We start from the raw sequence: 21,408 nt of genomic DNA, 5'->3' as shown, positions 1-21,408 counted from the left end.
CTAGCGCGGCGGGAAAAATCGGCTCAAGTCGACGCCGTGGCGCGCGCGCCCGTCGCCGGCTCAGCCGGGGTGCTCGCGTGGGGGCCGAGCAACGCGTCGAGCCGTGCCGCGATGCGCGCCGCCGCGTCGGGGCGACCACGCGCGCTCGCTGCCGCGCCCCATCGCTCGCGAAGCGACGCATCGCCCATCACCTCGGACACGATCATCGCGAGTTGTTCCGCGGTGGCCTCCCGTTGCGACACCCAGCGCGCGGCACCGGCGTCGGCAAGCGCCCGCGCATTCGCGGTTTGGTGGTCGGCTGCCGCCGTCGGCAGAGGGACGAGGTACATCGGGATCCCCCACGCGCACAACTCGGCGGTCGTCATCGCGCCGGCGCGCGCGATCGCGAGATCGGCACAGGCGTACGCGTCGGCGATGGGGGCGAGGTACGGGCGCACGATGACCTGCGCGCTCGCCCGCGACGCGTGGCGCTGGAAATGGTCGCGCCCCGTCCCCCAGATGACACCGACCCCGCGCGGGAGCCCGCGCGCCACCCATCCCTCGACGAGGGCGTTCAGCGCCGCCGACCCCTGACTGCCGCCGAAGGCCAGCACCACGAAGCGCACGTCGTGGCCGAATCCCCACACTCTCCGTTGCACCTCACGATCCGGGCGGACGGCAGGCGGGGGCTCGATCGGGTTGCCGGTGTCGACCGCGCGGGATCGCGCCGCCTCGGGGAGGTCGCGCGCCGCCTCGGGAAAACCGAGGTAGATCTCCCGCGCCCACCGCGCGAACAGCTTGACCGTCTGTCCCGGAAAGGAGTTCTGCTCCTGCACCACGAACGGAATGCGGCGAAGCGCGGCGAAGGCCAGCGCCCCGGACGCCGCATACCCACCGGTCGCCACGACGAGTCGCGGTGCCACCTCACGTGACAGCTCGGCGAGCCGCCGCCAGCCGCTCACCATCCCCATGACGGTGCGCCAGTTGTTCCACGGCGCCGACCGGTAGAGCGGGTGCAGGTCGAGCAAGGTGTGCGGAAACTCGGTGTCGGGCAGGATGACGCGCTCGATCCCGCGCGTGGCCCCGACAAAGTGCGGCTGCACATCGGGACGCACCCGCACCAACGCCCGCGCGATGGCCAGCGCCGGGTACAGGTGCCCGCCGGTCCCACCGCCCGTGAAGAGGACGCGCACCGCGTTAGGCCGGATCGGTGGCCGCCGCGCCGTACAGGCGCTCGCGTGCGCTGCCGATGTTCACGAGGATCCCGGTGAGCACGAAGCTCAGCACCAGGTTCGAGCGTCCGAACGAGACGAACGGCAGCGTGAGGCCCGTGGTCGGGAGGAGGCCGATCACGACGCCGATGTGCAGGTACGCGGTGATCGCCGTGGTACACGTGAGGCCGATCGCGACGAGCTGCAGAAAGCGCGACCGCGCCTGGCGCGCAATCCGGAAGCCGAGCCACGTGTACAACGCGAAGACCAGCGTGATGAAGGTGATGCCGATGAACCCCCACTCCTCACCGATGTTGCTGGCGATGAAGTCGTTGTAGCCGAACGGCACCCATCCGTACTGCTGGAGCCCTTCGCTGAAGCCCTTCCCGAGCAGACCGCCGGACCCGACGGCGATGAGCGACTGTCGAAGCTGGAAGTTGATCGCCTCTGGGGCGTCGCCCGACCCCATGAACGAGAGGAGTCGCGACATGGCGTACTGTCGCTTCTCGATCTCATGCCAGAGCAGCGGAGCGGCGAGGATCCCAAGGAGGATGAAGTGCCCGATGCGCACCTCGGCGGCAAAGAGGATGATCCCCATGAGCAGGGTGAACATCATCGCCACCGAGAGGTCCGGCTGGAAGAAGGCGAGCAGGTCGAGCACGCCCACGATGACGAGGAACGGGAGGAGCCCCTTGGTCAGGCGGCGCATCTGGTCCCCCTTCTTGAGCACCAGCATCGCGGTCCACAGGACGACGGCGAGCTTCCCCAGCTCCGACGGCTGCACCGACGCCCCGAGGATGAAGCGGCGCGATCCATTGACCGACGGGGCAATCGCCTTGGTGAACGGGAGGACGGTGATGAGCATCAAGGCGATCGTGACGAACATCAGTGGCCACGCCAGCTTCTCGAGGCGATCGGCGTCGAACTTGGCGGCGATCGCGAAGAAGACGAGTCCGACCCCAACCCCCGCCAGCTGCTTGAGGAAGTAGTACGTCGAGTCGTGATCGGCCTGCATCGCCACGAAGGCGCTCGCGCTGTACAGCGTCGCCAGGCCGAACGCGGTGAGGACGGCGGTGACCAGGACGAGCGCCCGTGCCTCGGGGCCCATCGACCAGCGTTCGCGCATCTGGGTCGGATCGTGCATCATCCGTCTCCCTTGGCCGCGGCGGCAAAGGCCCGGCCTCGCTCTTCGTAGTTGGCGAACATGTCGTAGCTCGAGCAAGCCGGCGCGAGGAGCACGGCGTCGCCAGGTCGCGCGAGTTCATGCGCTCGGCGCATCACGTCGGCGAACGTCCCCTCGATGCGCTGCACCGCGGCGCGCCCCGCCAGGTCACTCTCGATGATCGGTGCGGCCTCACCGAACGCGAGGACAATGCGACAGTGCGCTGCAATGCCGTCGAGCAGCGCGGTATACGGCTCACCCTTGTGCCGCCCGCCCAGCAGGAGGATGGTCGGACGGGTCATGCTCTCGATGGCGACCTTGGCCGAGGCGACGTTGGTCGCCTTGGAGTCGTCGATCCACAGGACGCCGTGCTGCTCGACCACCGGCTCGAGGCGATGGGCGGGGGCGCGGAACGAACGAAGCCCGGCGGCCAGGCGCGCGAGGTCATCGAGGCTCTCATGCGCGGGGTCGGCAGTCAGCACCGCCAGCACCGACGCGAGCGCGTTCCCCACGTTGTGCGCGCCCAGCAGCGGGAGTTCCTCGCGCGTCATCAGCATCTCGTCGTGCACGATGAGGTGGCGCTTGCCCTTCCCTCCGAGAAAGGCATCGCACAGTCGACCCGACGCCGAGAAACGGAAGGTCGTTCCGGGGACGTCGCGCACCATCGCCATGACCGCCGCATCATCCGCGTTGACGATCCACTGCGACGCGTCGGTGGCATGCCGGAAGAGGAGCGCCTTGTCGGCATAGTACGCGTCGACGCTCTCGTAGCGATCGAGGTGGTCGGGGGCCAGGTTGGTGAGCACCCCGACCCGCGGCGCAATCGACGGCGTGTCGTGCAACTGGAACGAGGACAGTTCGAGCGCCACCCAGGCGGGGAGCGTCCGGCGCAGCGCCAGCTCGCTCAGCGGCGTCCCGATGTTCCCCGCCGATTCGGCCTCCACTCCAACGCTGCGCAGCAGGTGAGCGATGAGCGCCGTCACGGTGGTCTTGCCGTTCGTCCCGGTCACGGCGATGTAGCGCAGCCCCGGGAGTACCGCGAGGGCGAGCTCGACCTCGCTGATCACTGCCACTCCCGCGGCGCGGGCCGACACGAGCGGCGGCGCGCCGGGCGGCACGCCCGGGCTCACCACGACGAGCGACGCACGCGCGATACGCGCCAGGTCGTGCCCGCCGAGCTCCACCTCGGCGCCCAGCGACTGGAGTGTCTCGCGCTGCGCGGACACGGCCGCGCCGTTCCCCGCGTCGGAGGCGTAGACCTTCGCACCGAGACGACGCAGCAGCATCGTTGCCGACGTCCCGCTGCGTCCGAGCCCCACCACGGCGATCTCGCCGCGGCTCCAGTCGTAAGGAGTGGTCATCGCAATTTGAGGGTCGTGAGGGCCACGAAGGCGCACAGAATCCCGAGGATCCAGAATCGCACCACCACCTGCGTCTCCTTCCACCCCTTCAGCTCGAAGTGGTGGTGCAACGGGGCACGCAGGAAGACGCGGTGTTTCTGCGCGTACTCCAGCCCGTGTCGACGCTTGCGGATCTTGAATGCGACGCGCTGGATGATCACCGACATCGTCTCCATCGCGAAGACGCCGCCGATGAAGAGCAGGAGGAACTCGCTCTTGAGCAGGATGGCGATCGCCCCGATCGCACCGCCCAGCGCGAGCGACCCCGTGTCTCCCATGAAGACCTGTGCCGGGTGCGCGTTGTACCAGAGAAAGCCGATGCACGCCCCGGTGAGCGCCATGCAGTACACGGTGAGCTCCCCGGCGCCGCGCAGGTAGAACAGCTGCAAGTACGCACTCGCGTCGACGCGCCCCATCACGTAGGCAAAGAGCGCGAACGTGACGATCGCGATGGCCGAGAGCCCGGCCGCGAGCCCGTCCAGCCCATCGGTGAGGTTCACCGAATTGCTCACCCCGGTGAGGATGAACGTGGTGAACGGCACGTAGAGCCACGCCAACCCGGCCGCTGCCGGGACGATGAGCACGTACTTCACGAACGGCATCGTCGTCGATGCCCCGGGGAGCGTCGACACCGGGTACTTCCAGAGGATGAAGCCGAAGATGAGCCCGATCGAGATCTGTCCCGCCAGCTTGTATCGCTCGACCAGCCCCTCGTTCTTCTTCCCTTCCCGCTTCTGCTTGAGCTTGAGGTAATCGTCGAGGAAGCCGATCCCGCCCATCCACACCGTCACGAGCAGCGCCAGGAGGACATACCGATTGTCGAGCCGCGTCCAGAGCAACGTGGGGATGATCGAGCAGGCGAGGATGATGAGTCCTCCCATCGTCGGCGTCTCCCCCTTGGACTGGTGCGTGTCCGGCGTCCCGGCCCGGATCACCTGCCGTACGCGCATCGCGCGCAGCCGGCGCACGATCGCCGGGCCAATGAGGAACGACAGGAGGAGCGCGGTGACCGCCGCAGCTGCGGCGCGCACCGATATGTAGTTGATCAGCCGGAGCGGCGGAAAATCCGGGATGAAGCGACTGAGGAGGAGGTGCAGCACTGAGGTTCGAGAGGGCGGGAAGACAGAAGAGGAGAGGGAGGGCTAGTGGTGCGTTGCGTCCGGCTCCGACGCCGGGAGACCGGCAAAGCGGCGCAGGTGTGGCACCAGGCGCTCGAGGCGTGTGCCGCGGGAGCCCTTGAGCAGGATGACGGCGTTGGACGGGAGGCGCGCGGCCAGGAGCGGCCAGAGCGCCTCGGCGTCGGGGGCCAGGAGGACGCGGGGATCGCCGGCGGCGACCCGTTCCAAGGCACTGACAAACTCGCCGATGCCAGCAATCAGCATCGCCTTCGACGCCAGCGCTCGCGCGGCGATCTCGTCATGCAGCGCCGGCCCCTGCGCGCCCAGCTCGAGCATCGAGCCGAGCACCGCGACACGCGGGCGCTCGCCGCCGATGGCGTCGAGCGTCACGAGTGCCTCACGCGCCGACGCCGGATTGGCGTTGTACGCGTCGTTGAGCAGCAGCAGGTCGCCAAGCGTGTCGAGCGTGCTGCGCATGCTGAGCTGCGGCATGGCACCGATGGCCTGCGCCGCCGCCCCCACGTCGACGCCACATTCCATGGCGACCGCCAGGGCGAGCATCGCGTTGCGGACGTTGTGCGCCCCCAGCACCGGGAGCTGCACCGTCACCTCGCCTAACGTCGCCCACCCGCGCCCGTCGTCCCGCACGCCCCAGCGATCGGCTCGCACATCCCCCGCGTCGGTCCCGGCCTCGACCACCCGATGGGCACGCGTGCGCGCCTCACGCCCGACCTCGGGCTGCGCCGCGGGGGCGATGGCCGTCGGGACCCCGTCGAAAATGGCGCACTCCTCGCGCAGGACCCCGGCCAGGTCGCCGAGTCCCTCGAGGTGTTCCTCGCCAATGGAGGTGACGACGGCGATGTCCGGTTCGACCAGCGCTCGCAGCGTTGCGACCTCGCCCGGGTGATTGGTCCCGACCTCGATGACCGCAATCCCCGCCTCATCGGGAATGGCGAGCAGCGTCAGCGGAACGCCGACGTGGTTATTCAGGTTGCCGCGCGTGGCGTGGACGTCGAAGGCGCTCGACAGGGCGGCGGCGATGAGCTCCTTGGTGCTCGTCTTGCCGTTGGAGCCGGCGACGGCGACGACCGGCCCGCCCCACGCACGGCGCCGGTAGCGGCCTAACGAACCAAGGGCGCGCGTGGTATCCCCCACCACGAAGACCGGGACCGCCAGGTCGCAGGCACGCCGCGCGTCGGAGACGACCACAGCCTTCGCGCCGCGTCCTACCGCCTCGGCCAGGAAATCGTGCGCGTCGAATCGTTCGCCGATCAGCGCGACGAAGACATCACCCGCCACGACCTGTCGCGTGTCAGTGATCACCCGTCCCAGCGGGACGCGTCCCTCGGGACGCGATCCCTCGAGATCATCCGTGAGCGCCTGCGTGAGGCGGTCCAGCGTCCAGAAGCTCATGGCGCCACGTCCCGGGTTCGTGCCGCCAGCTCGCGCACGATCGCCTTCTCGTCGAACGGGTGATACGTGGTCCCGCGAATCTGGTATGCCTCGTGTCCCTTGCCGGCGAGGACGACGACATCGCCCGGCCCCGCGACCTCGAGGGCGCGCGCGATCGCCATGCGTCGGTCCTCGATGCGTTCGTGCGGTCGCGTCATGCCGGCCTCGATCTCATCGAGGATGCGTTCGGGATCCTCGGTGCGCGGGTTGTCGCTGGTGAGGATCACCAGGTCGGCCAGGCGCTCCGCGATCTCGCCCATGATCGGGCGCTTGCCGCGATCGCGGTCACCGCCGCAGCCGGCGACCACGATGAGCCGGTGCGGCGTGAACGGTCGCACCGCCGCTAGCGCCCGTTCGAGGGCGTCCGGCTTGTGCGCGTAGTCGCGAAGCACGGCCGGGACGTCGAGCACGCGCTCGAGGCGGCCCGGCACCTGCGGCAGCGTCGAGAGGCGTTCCGCAATGGTCGCCACCGGCAGCGCGAGCGCCCACGCGGCCGCCGCAGCGCCTAACGCGTTGGAGACGTTGAAGTCGCCGATGAGCGGCAGCGCCACCGGAGCGCGGCCGTCCGGGGTCACCAGTGTCCACGAACTTCCATCCGGCGAGAATGTCACGTCCACTGCCCGCACCTCGGCCCGCGCGCTGGCGATCCCGAATCGGACGCGACGCGGCGCCGCCGGCAAGGCGCGCCACGTGTCGACGTCGTCGTTGACCACCGCGGCACCGCCAGGCGCAATGTGGGCGACGAGGCGCGCCTTGGCGTCGAAGTACGCCTCGGCCGTGCCGTGATAGTCGAGGTGGTCTCGCGACAGGTTGGTGAAGACGGCGGCGTCGAAGGCGACGCCCTCCACGCGCCGTTGATCGAGCGCATGGGACGACACCTCCATGGCCACGCGCCGCACGCCGGCGTCCACCAGCTCGCGTAGCACGCGCTGAAACTCGATCGGCCCGGGTGTCGTGAGCCCGCTCCCCCCGGCGAGGGGCTCGCCCGCGCTGCCCAGCAGGACGCCGAGCGTCCCGATGGAGGCCGCCGGCGCCTCCGGCGTATCGAGCAGGTGGCGCAGCATGGACACGGTCGTCGTCTTGCCGCTGGTCCCGGTGACACCAACGATCGAGAGCGACTGTCCGGGAAAGCCGTGGGCGGCCGCCGCGGCAATCGCCGCCGCACGGCGCGCATCGCGAACGACGATTCTCGGGACCGTGGTCCGCCCCGCGTCCTCCACGATCGCGGCGGTCGCTCCGGCGGCTTCGGCGGCGGCGAGGAAGTCGTGCCCGTCACGGGCGCTCCCGCGCACGGCCACGAACAGCGTCCCGGCCGTCACGGCGCGCGAGTCGTCGGTCACCGACGTCACCTGCCCGGGCAGCTCGCCGATGATGTCGGCGAGCTCCCCACCTTCGCGCAGCGCACGCACGATGCCGTCGAGCGCGATCGTCGCGGTCACGGGCGCGCCAACCGCACGAGGGTCCCGGTGCGCGCCGGCGCGCCGGCCGGCGGCGAGGTGATGCCGCCGCCACTCGCCGTGAGCTGCACCTTGAAGCCGGCTCGGTGCAACTCGCGCACGGCCACACGCAGGGGGAGGCCGCGCACGTCGGGAACAGAGATCACGCGCGTGACGCGCGCCTGCTCCCTGGGCGGCCGCGAGATGTCGAAGCGTGTGGGCGGGCGCAGCTCCGGCTCGGGAGTCGTATCCACCAAGGGGACGCGGGGGATCGTCGCGGCATCGGCGGCCGCATCAGCGACCACGGCGCCGTCGGCCACCTGCCGTTCGGTGGAGTCCTCGACGGTCGTAGCGACGGCGTCGGGGGTTGGCGGCACGTACGACGCGCGCCGTGCGGCGAGGTTTCCCCAGTCGAGCGAAGCATCGCGCGCGGCGAGGGCGGCGGTGATGACCGCCTTGCTGACCGGGGCGGCCGTCTTGCCGCCGTAGTACGTCCCGCGCGGGTTGTCGAGCTTCACGAGCACCACGTACTGCGGATTGCGCGCCGGGAAGAGGCCGACAAACGACGAGGTGTAGGTCTGCACGCCGCCCTGCCCGTACCGTCCGCCCACCGTGCGTCGCGCCGTCCCGGACTTCCCCGCCATGTCGAAGGTGGCGAGCCCGGCGTCCTGCGCGGTCCCGCTGTCGACGACGCTTTCCAGCATCGCCATCACGGTGCGCGTCGTCGCCTCCGGGAAGACGCGGCGCACCGGTCGCGGCTTGTGGGTGTACACCACGTTACCGTCGGCGTCGCGGATCTCCTTGACCAGGGCCGGCGCCATGAGCTCGCCGCCGTTGGCGATGGCCCCGTAGGCGAGCGCCAGCTGCAGCGGCGTGACGCTCACCTCGTACCCGATGGCGAGCGAGTGGTGCGTGGGGTTGGACCACTTCTTCGGCTCGCTGAGCGCCCCGCCCGACTCCCGCGGAAACGAGACGCCGGTCGGCGTCCCGAAGCCGAGGTCACGATAGAGCGTGAAGAGTTCCCCGTCCTTCACGCGCTCGCTCAACAGGGCGATCCCCACGTTGCTGGAGTGGCGAATGACGTCGGTCACCGTCATCGATGGGGCCTTGTGCACGTCGGTGATGCGACGCCCATCGACCTCGTACACACCGTTCCGGGTGTCGATCACCTCGGTCGGCGTCGTCTTCCCCATCTCCACGAGGCGACCGACGAGGAATGGCTTGAGCGTCGAGCCGGGCTCGAAGGGTTCGACGATCGTGAGCGGGCTTCCCACCACCTGGCCGCGCCGATGACTCGTCAGGCAGCGCAGCTCGCCGGTGTGCGGATCGAGGATGACGATGTCACCGCCATCGGCGTTGAGCCGTCGCGTGGCATCGGCCAGCGCCTGGTCGCAGATGTCCTGCAACACCTGGTTGATCGTGAGCTGCACCGTGTGACCGGGGCGCGGAGGTTCGGTCAGCAGGTCGGGGGTCGCGAAACGGCGCCCGTTGGCCGCCTTGAGCGTGCGGGCAGTCCCCGGCTCGCCGCGCAGGAGCGAGTCGAGCAGGAGTTCGATGCCCTCGCTGTTGCGCCCCGCGGGATCGAACCGCCCGAGCAGCTGGCGGGCCCCCTCCGACTGGACGTACACGCGCTCGCCGGCGGGCGACGATCGGACGCCGGGGACCTTGAGGAGTGCGGCAACCTTGGACGGTTGGAAGCGTTCGCGCAGGTCGTACCACTTGCGCTTGCGATCGAGGACCGGGCGCGCCCGGTTGGCGGGGACGCCGAGCTTGATGAGGGTGCGATACAACCCCTTGCGGTCCTTCATCACGTCGAGCGCGAAGCTCAGCGAGACCAACTCGCGGCTGCGCGCCAGCGTGGTCCCGGCCGCATCCACGATCTCGCCGCGCGGCGCGGGGAGCGAGGCCTCGGCGGTGTGCTGATTGACGGCCCGACGCGACCACGTGTCGTGCTCGAGGAGCTGCACCTGCGCGGCGCGCACGACGAGCGCGACCGAGAAGAGCGCGAGGACGCCGTGCACGACGGACAGCCGGTTCGGCATCGCCATGGGTCAGTCCCTCCGCCGGGGGGTCGGCATCGGAAGCCGGATGATCTGTGAGTCGCTTGCCTGCTTCATGCCGAGCCGCGCCTCCACGATGGGGCCGAGCCGTCCGATGCTCATCCCGCTGCGAATGTCGTTGACCAGCTTGGCCCGGTCGGCCTCGAGCTCCTTCACCTGCCCTTCCAGCTGTTTCATCTCCACCGCCTTCTCGTACCCCAGCGTGCGACGCCACACGACGCCGGCCATGATCACCACGAAGGCGCCCAGGCCGATGGCCACCTGCACGCGCCCGCGGCGCGCTACGCGGCGCTTTGCCATGCCCGAAGCCGTGCGCTGCGCGCGCGCGGGTTGCCGGCGAGTTCGTCCTCCGCCGCCGTGACGGCGCGGCGGGTGAGGAGCGTGCCTAACGCCGTCCCCCGGCAGGTGCACATGGGCTGGCGCGGCGGGCAGGTGCACGCGGCGCTCCACTCGCGAAAGGCATGCTTGACCAGCCGGTCCTCGCCCGAGTGATAGGCGATGACCGCGAGGACGCCGCCAGGCGCAAGGTGGTCGCGCAGCATGGGGAGCGCGCGCTCCAGCCCGGACAGCTCGTGGTTGATCGCGATGCGCACGGCCTGGAAGAGCCGCGCGAAGTCCGGGGCCCCCGACGTGGGACCGAGCGCGCCGCGAATGGCCCCCACGAAGTCGTCGCTCGTCTCGAACGGGCGCGTGCCGCGACGACGCACCACTTCGCGCGCCAGGCGCGGCGCGCGGCGCTCGTCGCCGTACTCGCGAAAGACCCAGGCGAGCTCCCCTTCGGGAGCCGTGTTGAGGAACTCCGCGGCCGTGGACGTGGCGTCCTCCCCCATGCGCATGTCGAGGATGGCGCCGGGGCGAAAGGTGAAGCCACGCCGCTCGTCGTCGAGTTGGTGCGAGGAGACGCCGAGGTCGAGAAGGATCCCGTCGAAACGAACGTCGGCGAGCTCGGGAATGGCGTCGAGGTCGGCGTAGTTCGCCTGATGCAGGTCGAAGCTCCCGCTGGCGATGAAGGGGGCGAGTCGAACTCGCGCTTCCCGCACCGCCTCCGGATCGCGATCGATGCCGGTCACTCGCGTGCCACGCTCGAGCAGCGCCAACGCGTGGCCGCCACCCCCCAGCGTGCCGTCGAGGACGTGCTGCGCGTTGCCTAACAACTCAGCCACCTCGCGCGCGAGGACCGGCGCATGGTAGGCGCTCTCCCAGGTCATGCGGCCGATAGAAGGACGCGTCATACTAGCGGCCGCCCGAACGATGCGTCAAGTGCTTGTCCCTAACGGAGTTATGCACATCGCGTGCATTGCTCACCGTCACGTCGCGAAGGCAGACAAGACGGCGCAGGTGGGAAAGCGAGAAGCCCGCCACCAGCGAGTGGTGGCGGGCTTCGGTACGGCGAGTCGCGACGCGCGATTGTCCTACTTGCAGAGCGCCTTCTTCTGGCTGTCGGCGTACGGCGTGAACTGCTGCAGCGCCTGCATCAGCTGGCCGGCCTGATCGGGGAAGGCACGTGCCCCCTGCGGGATGAGCATGTTCGCATTCGTCAGGGCGTCGGACGCCTTGTTGGCGATCTCGCAGCTCTTGGTTTGCGCGTTGCTCTGCAGCAGCGTTTGCCCGATGACCAGGTTGATGACCCCCGAGAGGAACTTGGCAGTCGGTGACGGATTGGTCTTGTCCGAGAACTCCAGGATGGCCAGGATCGGAGCCGCGGCATCCGGATTCTTCGGATTCTGCGCGTTCCATTCGCGGTACATCTTGTTGCCGGCGGTGAGGGCCATGCCGCCGATCGTCTCCTTCGAGTCACCCGCGGCCTCCGCGGCCTTGAGCGCGGCGACCATGCTGTCGGGCTGGTTCATGTCGCCGAAGGACTGGGCGATCATGAGGTTGGCCCCCGCGAGCTTGGGGTCGATCGCCAGCGCCTTGCGAATCGGCGTGAGCGACGCCGGTCCCTGCCCTGCCTGGCGCAACAGCTGCCCCTGCAGCATCCACAGCCCCGCGTTGTTGGCGAACTTTGCGGTGCCGCGCCCGGCCGCTTCGGCCGCCTTCGCGGTGTCACCCGAGAGGAGGTACGCCGATGCGAGACGCGTGAAGAACGTGGTGTCGGCGACGGCCGTGTCGGCCTTGGCCATCTCCTCACCGATCGCGGTCGCCTGCTTGTACTCCTTGAGCGCCAGGTAGATGCGCCACTGGAGGCGGATCAGCGACGGGTCGCCCGGGTTCTGCTTCACCGCCTCATCGATGATGGGGCGCGCGACTTCGGGCTTGCCGCTGGCGGCGATGATGTTGACGACCGTCTCGGTGAGGCGGGCGTTGGTCGGATCGAGCGCCAGGAGCGTGGTGAGCGTCTTGATCTGCTGCTCATCCATCTTCTTCTCGCCGTACGCATCAGAGACCAGCGCGAGGGCGCGCTTGTTCTGCGGGTGCAGGCGAATGACGTCCTCGGAGTACTTGATGATCGAGTCCGCGCCCCACTTCTGCGAGTTCGCGATCTCGAGGATGCAGACGCGCGACATCACCGAGTTGGGATAGTCCTTGAGTCCCTTCTGGGCGTCAGACATCGCCTCGCCCCACTTCGACTGGCGGGCGTTGAGCGTGCACTTCTTGATGTCGTCGAGCGGCTTGCGCGCGGCGTCGAGGGCGTTGGAGATCCCCTTGGCGATGTCGCCCAGCTTGGCACCGGCGACCTTCGGAAGCGGCTGCACCATGCCTTCGCCGCGCACGAGCAGCAGTTGCCCGTCAAACTCGAAGCCGGCGGCGGTCTTGTTGACCGTCCCCTCGACGTACTCCTCTGCGCGAATCAGGTTGGCGAGCTGCTTCGCGTCGTTGGCGTTGAGCGGCTCGGTCTTGGAGTAGCCCGACTGTTCGAGCGCGTTGTCGATGTCGGACTTGGGAATGATCCAGAGCGTCCGCATCATGAAATCGCCGCCCATGCGCTCGCGAAGCTGATCCGCGACCTGCGCGCCGAGGTTGCGCTCATTCGAGCGAAGCACGGGGACCATGAAGCGCGGACCAGGCGTCTGGCCGCGCTGCAACGTCTGCTGTTGGGCGCCGAGCTCCGAGGTGGAGCCCTGAATCGCCAACCCAACCAGAATAGCCGCAACGATGCGACCGTGGCGCTGCCGAGCCGTCACTCTCATGTCCTCCAAGGGGTTATTCATTGCCTACACCACCCCGAAATTCAGGGTCCGTGGATACCTGCAGAAATGGGCGAAGAGGGATTCGAACCCCCGACATCCTGCGTGTAAGGCAGGCGCTCTAACCAACTGAGCTATTCGCCCGCCGACGGTGTGCGCTACTTGAGGATCGCGATCGGCACCAGCACACAATAGCCGATCACGAGGAGGATCGGGGCGATCGTCTCGCCACCACGCCACAGATCGGCGAACCCGATCAGGATGGTGGCCAGCGCAATCCCCCAAAACAAAAGTGGCCGCGAACGCGGCGACGGGCTCGGTTGTGCCATAAGGACGGAAGGATACGGGCGCCCGACAGCTAGTGTCAAGCGCATAACTCTGCGGCGCTTACGCTTAATCCTCCGACAATGTTGGTCCCTCGGACGAGGTCGGCGTTACCTCGCGCAGCAGCTGCTCGAGCGCGCTCTCGCGCTCGCGACGCTCCGCCTCGGCGTCGGCCACCAGCATGGCCGCCAGCCGCGCCTTGTCGCGCCGTCGACGTATCACATAGAAGGGGCCGACCACGAAGACCATGATGAGTGCCGCAATCGTGGCATCGGTGGCGAGCGCCAGTCCGCCGTATCGCCGCCGTGTGCGGTCCCGGAATCGCTGCTCGAACTGCCCCTGGGTCAGCCCGTACGCACGACGAAGTGCCCGTTCGAAGTCCCCCTCCTCCTTCCAGTACTTCATCAGGAGCGAAAGCCCGCGCTGCGGATCGAGCGCCGACAGCTCGGCGACCGCCCGGTGCGCCAGCGCGTAGGACGCGTCGGCCTGGGACGAGCCGGCGTAGAAACCGGAATCCAGCGCCGCGAGCGAAGGGACGCCCCGCCAGGCGAGCGCGATGTTGGTGGCGATCACCTGCTCTCGGTCCCACTCGCCGGCCGCAAAGGAGGCGTATCCCTCGTCAAACCAGCGCGGGGTCCCCGGCCCCAGGTACTCATGCAATGCCAGGTGGGCGAGCTCATGCCGAAGGACGCGGATCGGGTCGCCGGCGCTGGAGGGGGCGGCGCTCCCCTGCATGACGATGCGACGCTCGGCGGGGACGGCGAAGGCGGCTCCCCACTCGGGGGCGCCGTCCCCGATCCACTGCCGGAAGGTCGTGCGGTCGGGGGCGACCTGAATCAGGAGGCGCGCCCCGGGGGTCGGGAGGCCGGGGAAGGAATCGCTCCCCGCGGCGTGCGCGAGCAGGGAGCGGGCGAGCGCCTCGTCCCGGGGAAAGGCGACGACCGTGAAGCGCCCACTCTGGTATCGCTGCGTCCCCTCCTGTGCGTCGCCCTCGAGGGGGAACGCGGCCAGCGCCGCCACCACCCAGACCAACAGCGCCGCGACTAGGAGGAGCGCGGTGGCGCCCCCCCTCCCTCGACGTGCTGCTGGAGTTCCGCGCAGCGCTTCCCCCATGGACTGAACTTGTTCGCGCGCGCGCCGTCGCGCCACGCGCCCAGGGCCCCGTCTCGGTCACCGGCGAAGAAGATCGCGCGTCCGAGTTCGTAGTACGCCTCGATGAGGTTGGGGCCGAGGGCGATGGCCTTGCGCAGGAAGTTCTGCGCATCCTCGTACATCTCGCGCTCGAGGTAGAGGAGCCCCAGGTAGTAGTGGGCGTACAGCGTGGCCTTGCGGTCGTTGTCGAGGCGAATGGCCTTCGACAGGTGCTCGATCGCCTCGCCGAAGATCTTCTTCTTGAGGCAGATGTAGCCGACGTTGATGCGCGCCAGCGAATTCTGCGGCTGGCGCATGAGCACCTTCTGGAAGTTCAGGAGCGCATCGTCGTACTTGTCCTGGAGCATCTGTGCCCACCCCAGCAGCGACTCGCCGTGCGGATCGTTGGGGGCGAGTTCGAGCGCACGCGTGAGCGCCGCTTCGGCGCCGGCATGATCGCCTAACGACATCAGGCTCCACCCCTTCTCGAGGTAGGTGGAGGCGTTGAGGTGGTCGGCGCGCGTGGGCCCCTCGCCCGCGGGGGGTTCGGGGGCGCTCGCGACGGCTGCCGCGGGGGTCGGGTCGGGGGCCGGCGCGACCGACGTGGTGGCCTCGGCGTGCGACTCCTCGAGCGTCTTCCAGTGCTGGACGAGCCCCTTCACCTCGTCCTTGAGCATGGCCAGGTCGCCCATCTCGCGCTCGATGGCCCGGTACAGCGCGATGATCTCGCCCTTCAGCGCGTCGCGACGCGCGGGGGCGTCGGGGGCGGTGAGGGCGGTGCGCAGTTCGTGGAACTGGTCGCGCAGCGTGGCGATCGTTGCGTCAGGCATCGTCGAGGGATCCGGCAGCGGCAACGACCGCGGCGGCGGGTGGAGGCACGCAGCCGTCGAGCGCCAGGTGCTCGTCGGGCGACAGCAGGCGAGGGATATCGAGGACGAGCACCATCACGTCGTCACGGCGCACCATCCCCTTGAGGAACTCGCCGGCCACACCGCGCACGAGGCGCGGCGGGGACGCGATCTCCCCCTCGGCGACGGCCCGCACATCCACCACCCGGTCCACCGCCGCCGCCACGACGTCGGCACCTAACGACAACAACAGCAGGCGTCCCCCCCCGCTCGTCGGCGCGCGCCCGTCGCCCTCGACGAGTCCGAACCGCCGGCGCAGGTCGATCACCGGGACGATGCGCCCCTGGTGCTCGAGCACACCTTCCATCCAGGGGGGCATGTTGGGAACGGGATGCACCCCCTCGTGTCGCAGCACGCGCTCGACATACGCGATCTCCGCCGCGTACCACGCATCGCCGATGCCGAACGTCACGAGCCGAATGGCGGGGGCGCGCGGGGTCATGCGCCCGTCTCCGGCGCGCGCTGCTGGCACAGCGTGATGAGGGCGCGCGCGTCGAGGATCGCGGTGAGATCGTCCGCCCCCCACGTCACGCCGAGCAGGAGGTCGTCACCCGCGTCGAACGGCGGCAGCTTGATGGCCCCAAGGTCGAGCGTGATCACGTCGTCGACCTCGTCGACGAGGAGGCCGATGCGGCGCGAGCCGCTGCGCATGACGAGCACGTGCGCCCCGGGCGCGCCGGGGACGCCGAGTACTCGCCCGGTATCGAAGACCGGGATCGAACGCTCGCCGTGGCGCAGGAGCCCCGCGAGGATCGACGCACCGCCCACTGGGACGGGGCCAACCGCGGGCGATTCGAGCGCCTCGTCGAGCGCACGCACATCGAACGCAAATCGTTCGCGCCCCAGGCGAAAGGCGAGCAACTCCGCCGTCCCGGTGCGGGCCCGGACGCGCTCGCGAAAGCGCAGCATCGCGCCGGAGCCGTTCGGCTCGGCCAGCGTCGGCAACTCGGCGTGCGGCGTGGTGGGCGCGGTGGACGGCATGTTACCCACAGGACCGTTGGTCATTGGTTGGCGTCACGCGCCGCCCTCCGCTCGCGTTCGCGCGTGGCGCCGGCGCCAACCGCAACACCCGTCGCGGCGCGCAAGACGTTCCGGGCCCCGGACGTCACAGCCGCGCGCGTGCAAGCCGGCGGCGATCGCGACGGCGATGTCGCCGAGTGGCGCCACGATGTCGGCCCCCGCGCTGACGAGGGCGGCCTGCGGCATGCCGAACACGATTGACGTTCGCTCATCCTGCACGACCACGAAGCCACCGGCCTCCCGCACGGCGCGCGCCCCGCGCGCCCCATCCTGCCCCATCCCGGTCAGGACCACCGCCACGACACGCGCCCCGAAGGCCTGCGCCGCGGTGAGGAAGAGCGGATCGGCGGCCGGGGCCACACCGTGGACCGGGCGTCCGGCCCGCACCGCCAGCCGCAAGGCGCCGGCCGATGCTTCGATCGTGGTGTGCAGCCCGCCAGGTGCCACGTAGACGCGCCCCGCCTCAAGCCCCTGCCCGTCGCTGGCCTCGCACACGGGGATGGCGGCGAGTGCGTCGAGTCGCCGCGCGAGGCTCTCCGTGAAACCGGGAGGCATGTGCTGCGCGATGACCACCGCTGCCGATGTGGTGGCGAGCGCGGGGACAATCTCGGCCAGGGCGCGTGGCCCCCCCGTCGATGCCGCCACGACCACCACGTGCGTCGGGGCGAGTCCTGGGAGCGCGGGTGTGGGGCGCGAGCGCGGACGCGTTCGCGCGAGCACGGGGACCGACTGATAGTGCGCCCCCGCGGCGGTTCGCAGCGCACCGAGCAATCGCTCCTGCAACGTGGCCAGGTCGAGCGTGTCGCCCAGGCCCGGCTTGCGCACGAAATCGACGGCGCCGAGTTCGAGCGCGCGCATGGTGGTATCGCCGCCGTCTGTCAGCGACGAGAGCATGACCACGGGGCGCGGCGCCTCGCTCATCAGGTAGCCTAACGTGGCGAGGCCGTCGAGCCCCGGCATCTGCACGTCGAGCGTGACGAGGTCGGGGGCCAGCGCATGCACCTGCTCGAGGGCGGCGTGCCCATCGCCGGCCTCGCCGACGACCTCGAAGTCGCCTGACGAGGACACGAGGTCGCGCACGACCTGCCGGATGAACGGCGAGTCGTCGACGACGAGGACGGTGCGCCGCCTAGAGGACACGCTCGCCATGTCGAATGGAGGTCACGCGCACCTCACCCGTGGCGACGTCGAAGTAGACGCTACGCCCGAAGTCACCGCCCACGTCTTCGGCGATGAGCGGAATCCCGGCGGCCACCAGCGCGCGGCGCGTGGCGACCACGTTCCGCTCTCCCATGTTGATGCCGCCGCCGTTGAGCAGGGTCGCGAACATGCTCGCCCCGCCCACGACGCGAGCCTCCGGCGCGTGCACGCGTTCGATCGCGCGCATCAATTCGAGCAGGTGCGCCACGGCGGTACTCGCGTACTTGGAGGGCTTCCCCGGCGTTCGCGAGAGTGCCTCGTGCGGCAGCAGGATGTGCGCGAGGGCGCCGATACGCGTGGCCCGATCGTACAACATGAGGGCAACGCACGAGCCGAGGCCCAGGCTCGCCAGCACGCCCTGCTCGCGCATCACGGCGGCGTCCCCCACGTTGACGTGGGCGTCGGGGGTGACGTGGGGAGTCGTGATGATGCCCATACGTCAGGCGAGCCGCTGCGCGGTGTCGAGGTTGTTGCGCGCCATCGGATTGTCGGGCGCCAGGGCGAGCGAACGCTCCCAGCACTTGATGGCCTCCTCGCGCTCCCGCCGACGGAAGCGGATGTTGCCGAGCTTGAGCCACACGTCGCCGCCGAGATCGGGCGCCACGCGCACGGCGCGCTGGTAGCACTCGAGCGCGTCGTCGTAGCGTCCGGCGCGATAGTGCAGGTCCCCCGCATTCTTGTGCAGCTGCGGCAGCGTCGGATCCTCGAGCTGGCCGCGCTCCGCCGCGCTCGCCGACTCGGCGTAGCGCCCGCGCCGCTCCAGCGTGGTCGCGAGGTTGTTGAGCAGGACTGCGGCGTGCGGATGCGTCGTGCTCCCCTCGGTGAGGATCGCGATCGCGCGATCGAGGTCGCCGAGGATGGCCGCGACGAGCCCCGCGTAGTGGAACCACGCGGCCGGCCGCGTGCGCGTCCCCCAGAGCACGGCCGCGTCGCGCAGCGCCTCGTCGGCGGCCGTGATGTCGTTGCGGCGCACGGCGAGGACCGCCGTCGCGAGGCGCACCGCCGGCTCGCTCGGGAGGAGCTGCTCGGCGCGCGCCAGCGTGAGGCGAGCCTCGTCGAGGCGTCCCGACCGTTCGAGCGCGTAGGCAAGATTGAGGTAGGTGGCCCCCCGTGCGCTCGGACGTGCCGACGCCGCGCGCAGCGTGCGCACGGCCTCGTCGAGCCGCCCCTGTCGGAGGGCCAGCAGACCGAGATAGAACTCCCCGTGCTCGTCCCCGGGCTGGAGCTCGGTCACGCGCCGGAATTCGCGCACCGCTTCATCGAGCATCCCGGTCTTGTAGAAGGCGACGCCGAGGTTGCGGTGCTCGGTGATGCGCGCTTCGTTGCTCGTGGGCTCGGGGGCCCGCGTGCGTCCCACCCGGTGCAGGAAGCCGGCGGTGATGAGTCCGTAGAGCGCCTTGCCGACTTCGAACTCCCCCAACCCCGACTCGTCGATGAGCGCCGCCACGTCGCGCTGCCCGTCGAGGAGCGGCACGAGCGATTCCTGTTCGGACGTGAGCGCAACCTTGCTCTCGGCGATGTGGTCGCGGTCGATCGCGAAGATCAGGTCGAAGCTGGCGATCTTCTTCTCGATCAGGCTCCACTCGTCGACGCGCCGCGCGCCCTCCAGGAGGAGCGACTCCGGATTGATCGAGACCAGGATGTCCTGGGCGTCCGGGCGAATGTCCGTCTCGAACGAGAAGGTCCCCTGCGTCCAGGTGAAGAGGTAGTAGACGGCCTCCTCGATCTGGTGCTTGATGTACTGGTGCAGTTCCTCGCGCGCGAGGACGCGCTGCGAGATGAGGATCTCGCCGATGCGCCGCTCCGGCGCCTGCGCCTGCACGGCGATGGCAGCGTCGAGTTCGCCCGGGGTGATGAGCCCGTTCTTGACCAGCAGGTCGCCGAGCCGGTCGCGCCGGTTGACGATGGAGGCAAACGAGATGCGCCCGCGGTCAAAATAGATGTTGCCGAACGCATGGCGGTGCGTGACGCTCAAACAGCCGCTCTTCTTCCCCATCGAGAGGAGCTGCAACACGTCGGGGAGCGACGCTTCGCGAAGGGAGCCACGGAAGGCCATCAGCGCCACTCCTCCACGACGCGCCCCTCGACGGTCGGCCACTCGGCCACGACCTTCTCGGCGTCGAAGAAGAACGAATCGAGCGACTGCGACGCGCGCGCGAGTGAATCGAAGTCGACGAGCGCGTCCTCCGGTGCGGGAGCGAGCGCCGCATCGACCACGGCATCGACCACGGCATCGATCGTCGGCGCCGCGGCCTCGTCGCCCACAGGCACGGGCGTGGTGCGTCCCCATCGATCCACGCCGTCGACGACCCCGACGTCCACGACCAGCCCCCCTTCGAAGCGCGAGCGCAGGCGCGGCTGCAATCCCGTGAGCTGGCTCGGCGGCCGGTCGGCCGTGAGGATGACCTGCCGCCCCGCCTGCTGCAACACGTTGAACAGGTGGAAGAACTCCTCCTGTGTCCGCTCCTTGCCCTCGAACGCCTCGATGTCCTCGACGATGAGGACGTCCGACGCGCGATAGCGCGCCCGCCAGCGCTCGACGGTCCCCTGCTGCAGGGCATCGATCAGCTCCTCGACGAAGGCACTCGCCTCGACGCAGGCGACCGACAGCCCGTCCTCCTCGCGCGCGCGCAACGCATTCCCGATGGCGTGGACCAGGTGCGTCTTCCCTGCCCCCGACGGTCCGTGGACCAGCAGCGGATTGTAGCGCGTGCCCGGCGACTCGATCACCGCAGCGGCCGCCTGGATGGCCGTCCGGTTGCGCGGCGTGCGCACGAGATCGTGCAACCGATACCCCGCGCGTGGCCCGGGGAGCGGCTCCCGAGACGCGATGGCGCGCGACACGAAGTCCTCGGCCTCGGCGATCCGGTCGGGATCGCGGAAGATGGCAAGCCCCGCCGATCGCGCGTCGAGACGGATCGCCTCGGTCTCGAGCGTACGCAGGCGATCGGCATCGGCGGCAAACGCCGCCTCGAGCGCGTCGAGGTCCGGTGGGTCGCGCCGCAGGAGCTCCTGCTCGAGGCGCTCGGTGCGGAACCCCTCCCCCGACCAACGCGCGATCCGCTCGCCGAGCGTGATGCGCCAGGACTCCACCGACTCGGCGACGGTGGCCGCCAAGTCGGTGAGGAAGTTCTCGAACTCGTCAGGCGGGGCGCTCTCGGTCGCGCGCACGTGGCCGAGCACGTGCCAGACATCGGTGACCCCCAGGGGTGCGTCGAGCAGCGCCTGGTGTGCGACGAGTCGGTTGAGCGATCCTTGCAGCTCGCGGACGTTGGGGGCCGGGCTCCTGGCCAGCTCCTCGAGGACGCCGACGGCGAAGCGCACGCCGCGTTCCTGCCCCTTGGCGCGCAGGATGGCAACGCGCGTCTCGTAGTCCGGCACGCCCACATCGACGATCAGGCCACCGGCCAACCGTGACACCAGCCGCTCATCGACGTCGGCGATCTCCGCGGGCGTGCGATCGCAGGTCATGACAATCTGGCGCCCACTCCCCTGCAACACGTTGAAGACCCGCAGCAGTTCGCTCTGCGTCTCCACGCGCCCGGTCAGGAACTGCACATCGTCGAGGAGGAGCAGCCCCACGCCGGCATACCGACGCTTGAACGACTCGGCCTGCCCCGTGGCGATGGCCTGGTGGAGTTGCGCGACGAAGTCATCGAGCGTGAGGTACTCGATGGCCAACGCGGGGTGCAGCTGGCGCGCCAGGTGTCCCACGGCGCCCAGCAGGTGTGTCTTCCCCAACCCCGAGGCGCTGTAGATGAAGAGCGGGTTGTACGCAGCGCCCGGCGCCTCGGCGACCGCGCGGGCCGCCGAGGCGGCGAGGCGATTGGCCGTGCCGATGACGAAGTTGTCGAAGCGATAGCGTCCGTCGAGCATCGG

General features: G+C 69.7%; 18 protein-coding genes and 1 tRNA gene. All 19 read right to left on the bottom strand.

Features of this window, described 5'->3' with window-relative positions; genetic code table 11:
• Nucleotides 1–23 precede the first annotated feature (23 nt).
• The 19 genes from IPN47_07485 to IPN47_07395 all read right to left on the bottom strand — a co-directional run bounded on the left by IPN47_07485 (nt 24) and on the right by IPN47_07395 (nt 21,405).
• A complete protein-coding gene (locus tag IPN47_07485) occupies nt 24–1,172 on the bottom strand; it encodes a UDP-N-acetylglucosamine--N-acetylmuramyl-(pentapeptide) pyrophosphoryl-undecaprenol N-acetylglucosamine transferase (protein ID MBK9407884.1) in 1,149 nt (382 codons plus the stop codon).
• 4 nt (nt 1,173–1,176) lie between these two features.
• Nucleotides 1,177–2,316 carry a cell division protein FtsW gene (locus IPN47_07480; protein ID MBK9407883.1) on the bottom strand — a complete coding sequence of 380 codons (1,140 nt, stop codon included), beginning with the start codon at nt 2,314–2,316 and terminating at the stop codon, nt 1,177–1,179.
• A gap of 17 nt (nt 2,317–2,333) precedes the next feature.
• A complete protein-coding gene (gene murD / locus IPN47_07475; GenBank protein ID MBK9407882.1) occupies nt 2,334–3,713 on the bottom strand; it encodes a UDP-N-acetylmuramoyl-L-alanine--D-glutamate ligase in 1,380 nt (459 codons plus the stop codon).
• Nucleotides 3,710–4,852, bottom strand: coding sequence for a phospho-N-acetylmuramoyl-pentapeptide-transferase (locus IPN47_07470; protein ID MBK9407881.1), 1,143 nt, complete (start codon nt 4,850–4,852; stop codon nt 3,710–3,712). Before IPN47_07470 ends, murD begins: the two co-directional genes overlap by 4 nt.
• A 42-nt stretch (nt 4,853–4,894) precedes the next feature.
• The gene (gene murF, locus IPN47_07465) at nt 4,895–6,283 is read right to left on the bottom strand and encodes a UDP-N-acetylmuramoyl-tripeptide--D-alanyl-D-alanine ligase (GenBank protein ID MBK9407880.1); all 1,389 of its coding nucleotides are present in this window, start codon (nt 6,281–6,283) and stop codon (nt 4,895–4,897) included.
• Nucleotides 6,280–7,761 carry a UDP-N-acetylmuramoyl-L-alanyl-D-glutamate--2,6-diaminopimelate ligase gene (locus tag IPN47_07460; GenBank protein MBK9407879.1) on the bottom strand — a complete coding sequence of 494 codons (1,482 nt, stop codon included), beginning with the start codon at nt 7,759–7,761 and terminating at the stop codon, nt 6,280–6,282. Before IPN47_07460 ends, murF begins: the two co-directional genes overlap by 4 nt.
• Nucleotides 7,758–9,806 (bottom strand): hypothetical protein, encoded by a 2,049-nt coding sequence (locus IPN47_07455; GenBank protein ID MBK9407878.1) that lies wholly within the window; start codon nt 9,804–9,806, stop codon nt 7,758–7,760. Before IPN47_07455 ends, IPN47_07460 begins: the two co-directional genes overlap by 4 nt.
• A 3-nt stretch (nt 9,807–9,809) precedes the next feature.
• On the bottom strand, nt 9,810–10,118 hold the full coding sequence (locus IPN47_07450) for a hypothetical protein (protein MBK9407877.1): 309 nt from the start codon (nt 10,116–10,118) through the stop codon (nt 9,810–9,812).
• A complete protein-coding gene (gene rsmH / locus IPN47_07445; protein MBK9407876.1) occupies nt 10,100–11,050 on the bottom strand; it encodes a 16S rRNA (cytosine(1402)-N(4))-methyltransferase RsmH in 951 nt (316 codons plus the stop codon). The genes IPN47_07450 and rsmH overlap by 19 nt, the downstream gene beginning before the upstream one ends.
• 180 nt (nt 11,051–11,230) lie before the next feature.
• Nucleotides 11,231–12,970 carry a hypothetical protein gene (locus tag IPN47_07440; GenBank protein MBK9407875.1) on the bottom strand — a complete coding sequence of 580 codons (1,740 nt, stop codon included), beginning with the start codon at nt 12,968–12,970 and terminating at the stop codon, nt 11,231–11,233.
• A gap of 46 nt (nt 12,971–13,016) precedes the next feature.
• Nucleotides 13,017–13,090, bottom strand: a tRNA-Val gene (locus IPN47_07435).
• A gap of 249 nt (nt 13,091–13,339) precedes the next feature.
• Nucleotides 13,340–14,290 carry a hypothetical protein gene (locus IPN47_07430; protein MBK9407874.1) on the bottom strand — a complete coding sequence of 317 codons (951 nt, stop codon included), beginning with the start codon at nt 14,288–14,290 and terminating at the stop codon, nt 13,340–13,342.
• A gap of 23 nt (nt 14,291–14,313) precedes the next feature.
• Nucleotides 14,314–15,231, bottom strand: a complete 918-nt coding sequence (locus tag IPN47_07425) for a tetratricopeptide repeat protein (GenBank protein ID MBK9407873.1) — start codon at nt 15,229–15,231, stop codon at nt 14,314–14,316.
• On the bottom strand, nt 15,224–15,751 hold the full coding sequence (locus IPN47_07420; GenBank protein ID MBK9407872.1) for a chemotaxis protein CheW: 528 nt from the start codon (nt 15,749–15,751) through the stop codon (nt 15,224–15,226). The genes IPN47_07425 and IPN47_07420 overlap by 8 nt, the downstream gene beginning before the upstream one ends.
• The gene (locus IPN47_07415; protein ID MBK9407871.1) at nt 15,748–16,290 is read right to left on the bottom strand and encodes a chemotaxis protein CheW; all 543 of its coding nucleotides are present in this window, start codon (nt 16,288–16,290) and stop codon (nt 15,748–15,750) included. Before IPN47_07415 ends, IPN47_07420 begins: the two co-directional genes overlap by 4 nt.
• Before the next feature lie 33 nt (nt 16,291–16,323).
• Entirely contained in the window at nt 16,324–17,469 is a 1,146-nt protein-coding gene (gene cheB, locus IPN47_07410; GenBank protein ID MBK9407870.1) for a chemotaxis-specific protein-glutamate methyltransferase CheB, read from the bottom strand.
• Nucleotides 17,459–17,965 (bottom strand): chemotaxis protein CheD, encoded by a 507-nt coding sequence (locus IPN47_07405; GenBank protein MBK9407869.1) that lies wholly within the window; start codon nt 17,963–17,965, stop codon nt 17,459–17,461. The genes cheB and IPN47_07405 overlap by 11 nt, the downstream gene beginning before the upstream one ends.
• Nucleotides 17,966–17,968: 3 nt before the next feature.
• Nucleotides 17,969–19,585 (bottom strand): tetratricopeptide repeat protein, encoded by a 1,617-nt coding sequence (locus IPN47_07400; protein ID MBK9407868.1) that lies wholly within the window; start codon nt 19,583–19,585, stop codon nt 17,969–17,971.
• A complete protein-coding gene (locus IPN47_07395) occupies nt 19,585–21,405 on the bottom strand; it encodes an ATP-binding protein (GenBank protein MBK9407867.1) in 1,821 nt (606 codons plus the stop codon). Before IPN47_07395 ends, IPN47_07400 begins: the two co-directional genes overlap by 1 nt.
• Nucleotides 21,406–21,408: the final 3 nt, after the last annotated feature.

The sequence above is a fragment of the Gemmatimonadota bacterium genome, assembly GCA_016719105.1.
Classification (GTDB): domain Bacteria; phylum Gemmatimonadota; class Gemmatimonadetes; order Gemmatimonadales; family Gemmatimonadaceae; genus SCN-70-22.
The sequence above is the reverse complement of the archived record's forward strand: the minus strand, read 5'-3'. Positions and strand labels throughout refer to the sequence as shown.

Coding starts and splice junctions, on each gene's coding strand:
- IPN47_07480 (MBK9407883.1), bottom strand. CDS start 2,316: ATGCGCGAACGCTGGTCGATGGGCCCCGAGGCACGGGCGCTCGTCCTG.
- murD (MBK9407882.1), bottom strand. CDS start 3,713: ATGACCACTCCTTACGACTGGAGCCGCGGCGAGATCGCCGTGGTGGGG.
- murF (MBK9407880.1), bottom strand. CDS start 6,283: ATGAGCTTCTGGACGCTGGACCGCCTCACGCAGGCGCTCACGGATGAT.
- IPN47_07455 (MBK9407878.1), bottom strand. CDS start 9,806: ATGGCGATGCCGAACCGGCTGTCCGTCGTGCACGGCGTCCTCGCGCTC.
- IPN47_07450 (MBK9407877.1), bottom strand. CDS start 10,118: ATGGCAAAGCGCCGCGTAGCGCGCCGCGGGCGCGTGCAGGTGGCCATC.
- rsmH (MBK9407876.1), bottom strand. CDS start 11,050: ATGACGCGTCCTTCTATCGGCCGCATGACCTGGGAGAGCGCCTACCAT.
- IPN47_07440 (MBK9407875.1), bottom strand. CDS start 12,970: ATGAATAACCCCTTGGAGGACATGAGAGTGACGGCTCGGCAGCGCCAC.
- IPN47_07425 (MBK9407873.1), bottom strand. CDS start 15,231: ATGCCTGACGCAACGATCGCCACGCTGCGCGACCAGTTCCACGAACTG.
- IPN47_07420 (MBK9407872.1), bottom strand. CDS start 15,751: ATGACCCCGCGCGCCCCCGCCATTCGGCTCGTGACGTTCGGCATCGGC.
- IPN47_07415 (MBK9407871.1), bottom strand. CDS start 16,290: ATGCCGTCCACCGCGCCCACCACGCCGCACGCCGAGTTGCCGACGCTG.
- IPN47_07405 (MBK9407869.1), bottom strand. CDS start 17,965: ATGGGCATCATCACGACTCCCCACGTCACCCCCGACGCCCACGTCAAC.
- IPN47_07400 (MBK9407868.1), bottom strand. CDS start 19,585: ATGGCCTTCCGTGGCTCCCTTCGCGAAGCGTCGCTCCCCGACGTGTTG.
- IPN47_07395 (MBK9407867.1), bottom strand. CDS start 21,405: ATGCTCGACGGACGCTATCGCTTCGACAACTTCGTCATCGGCACGGCC.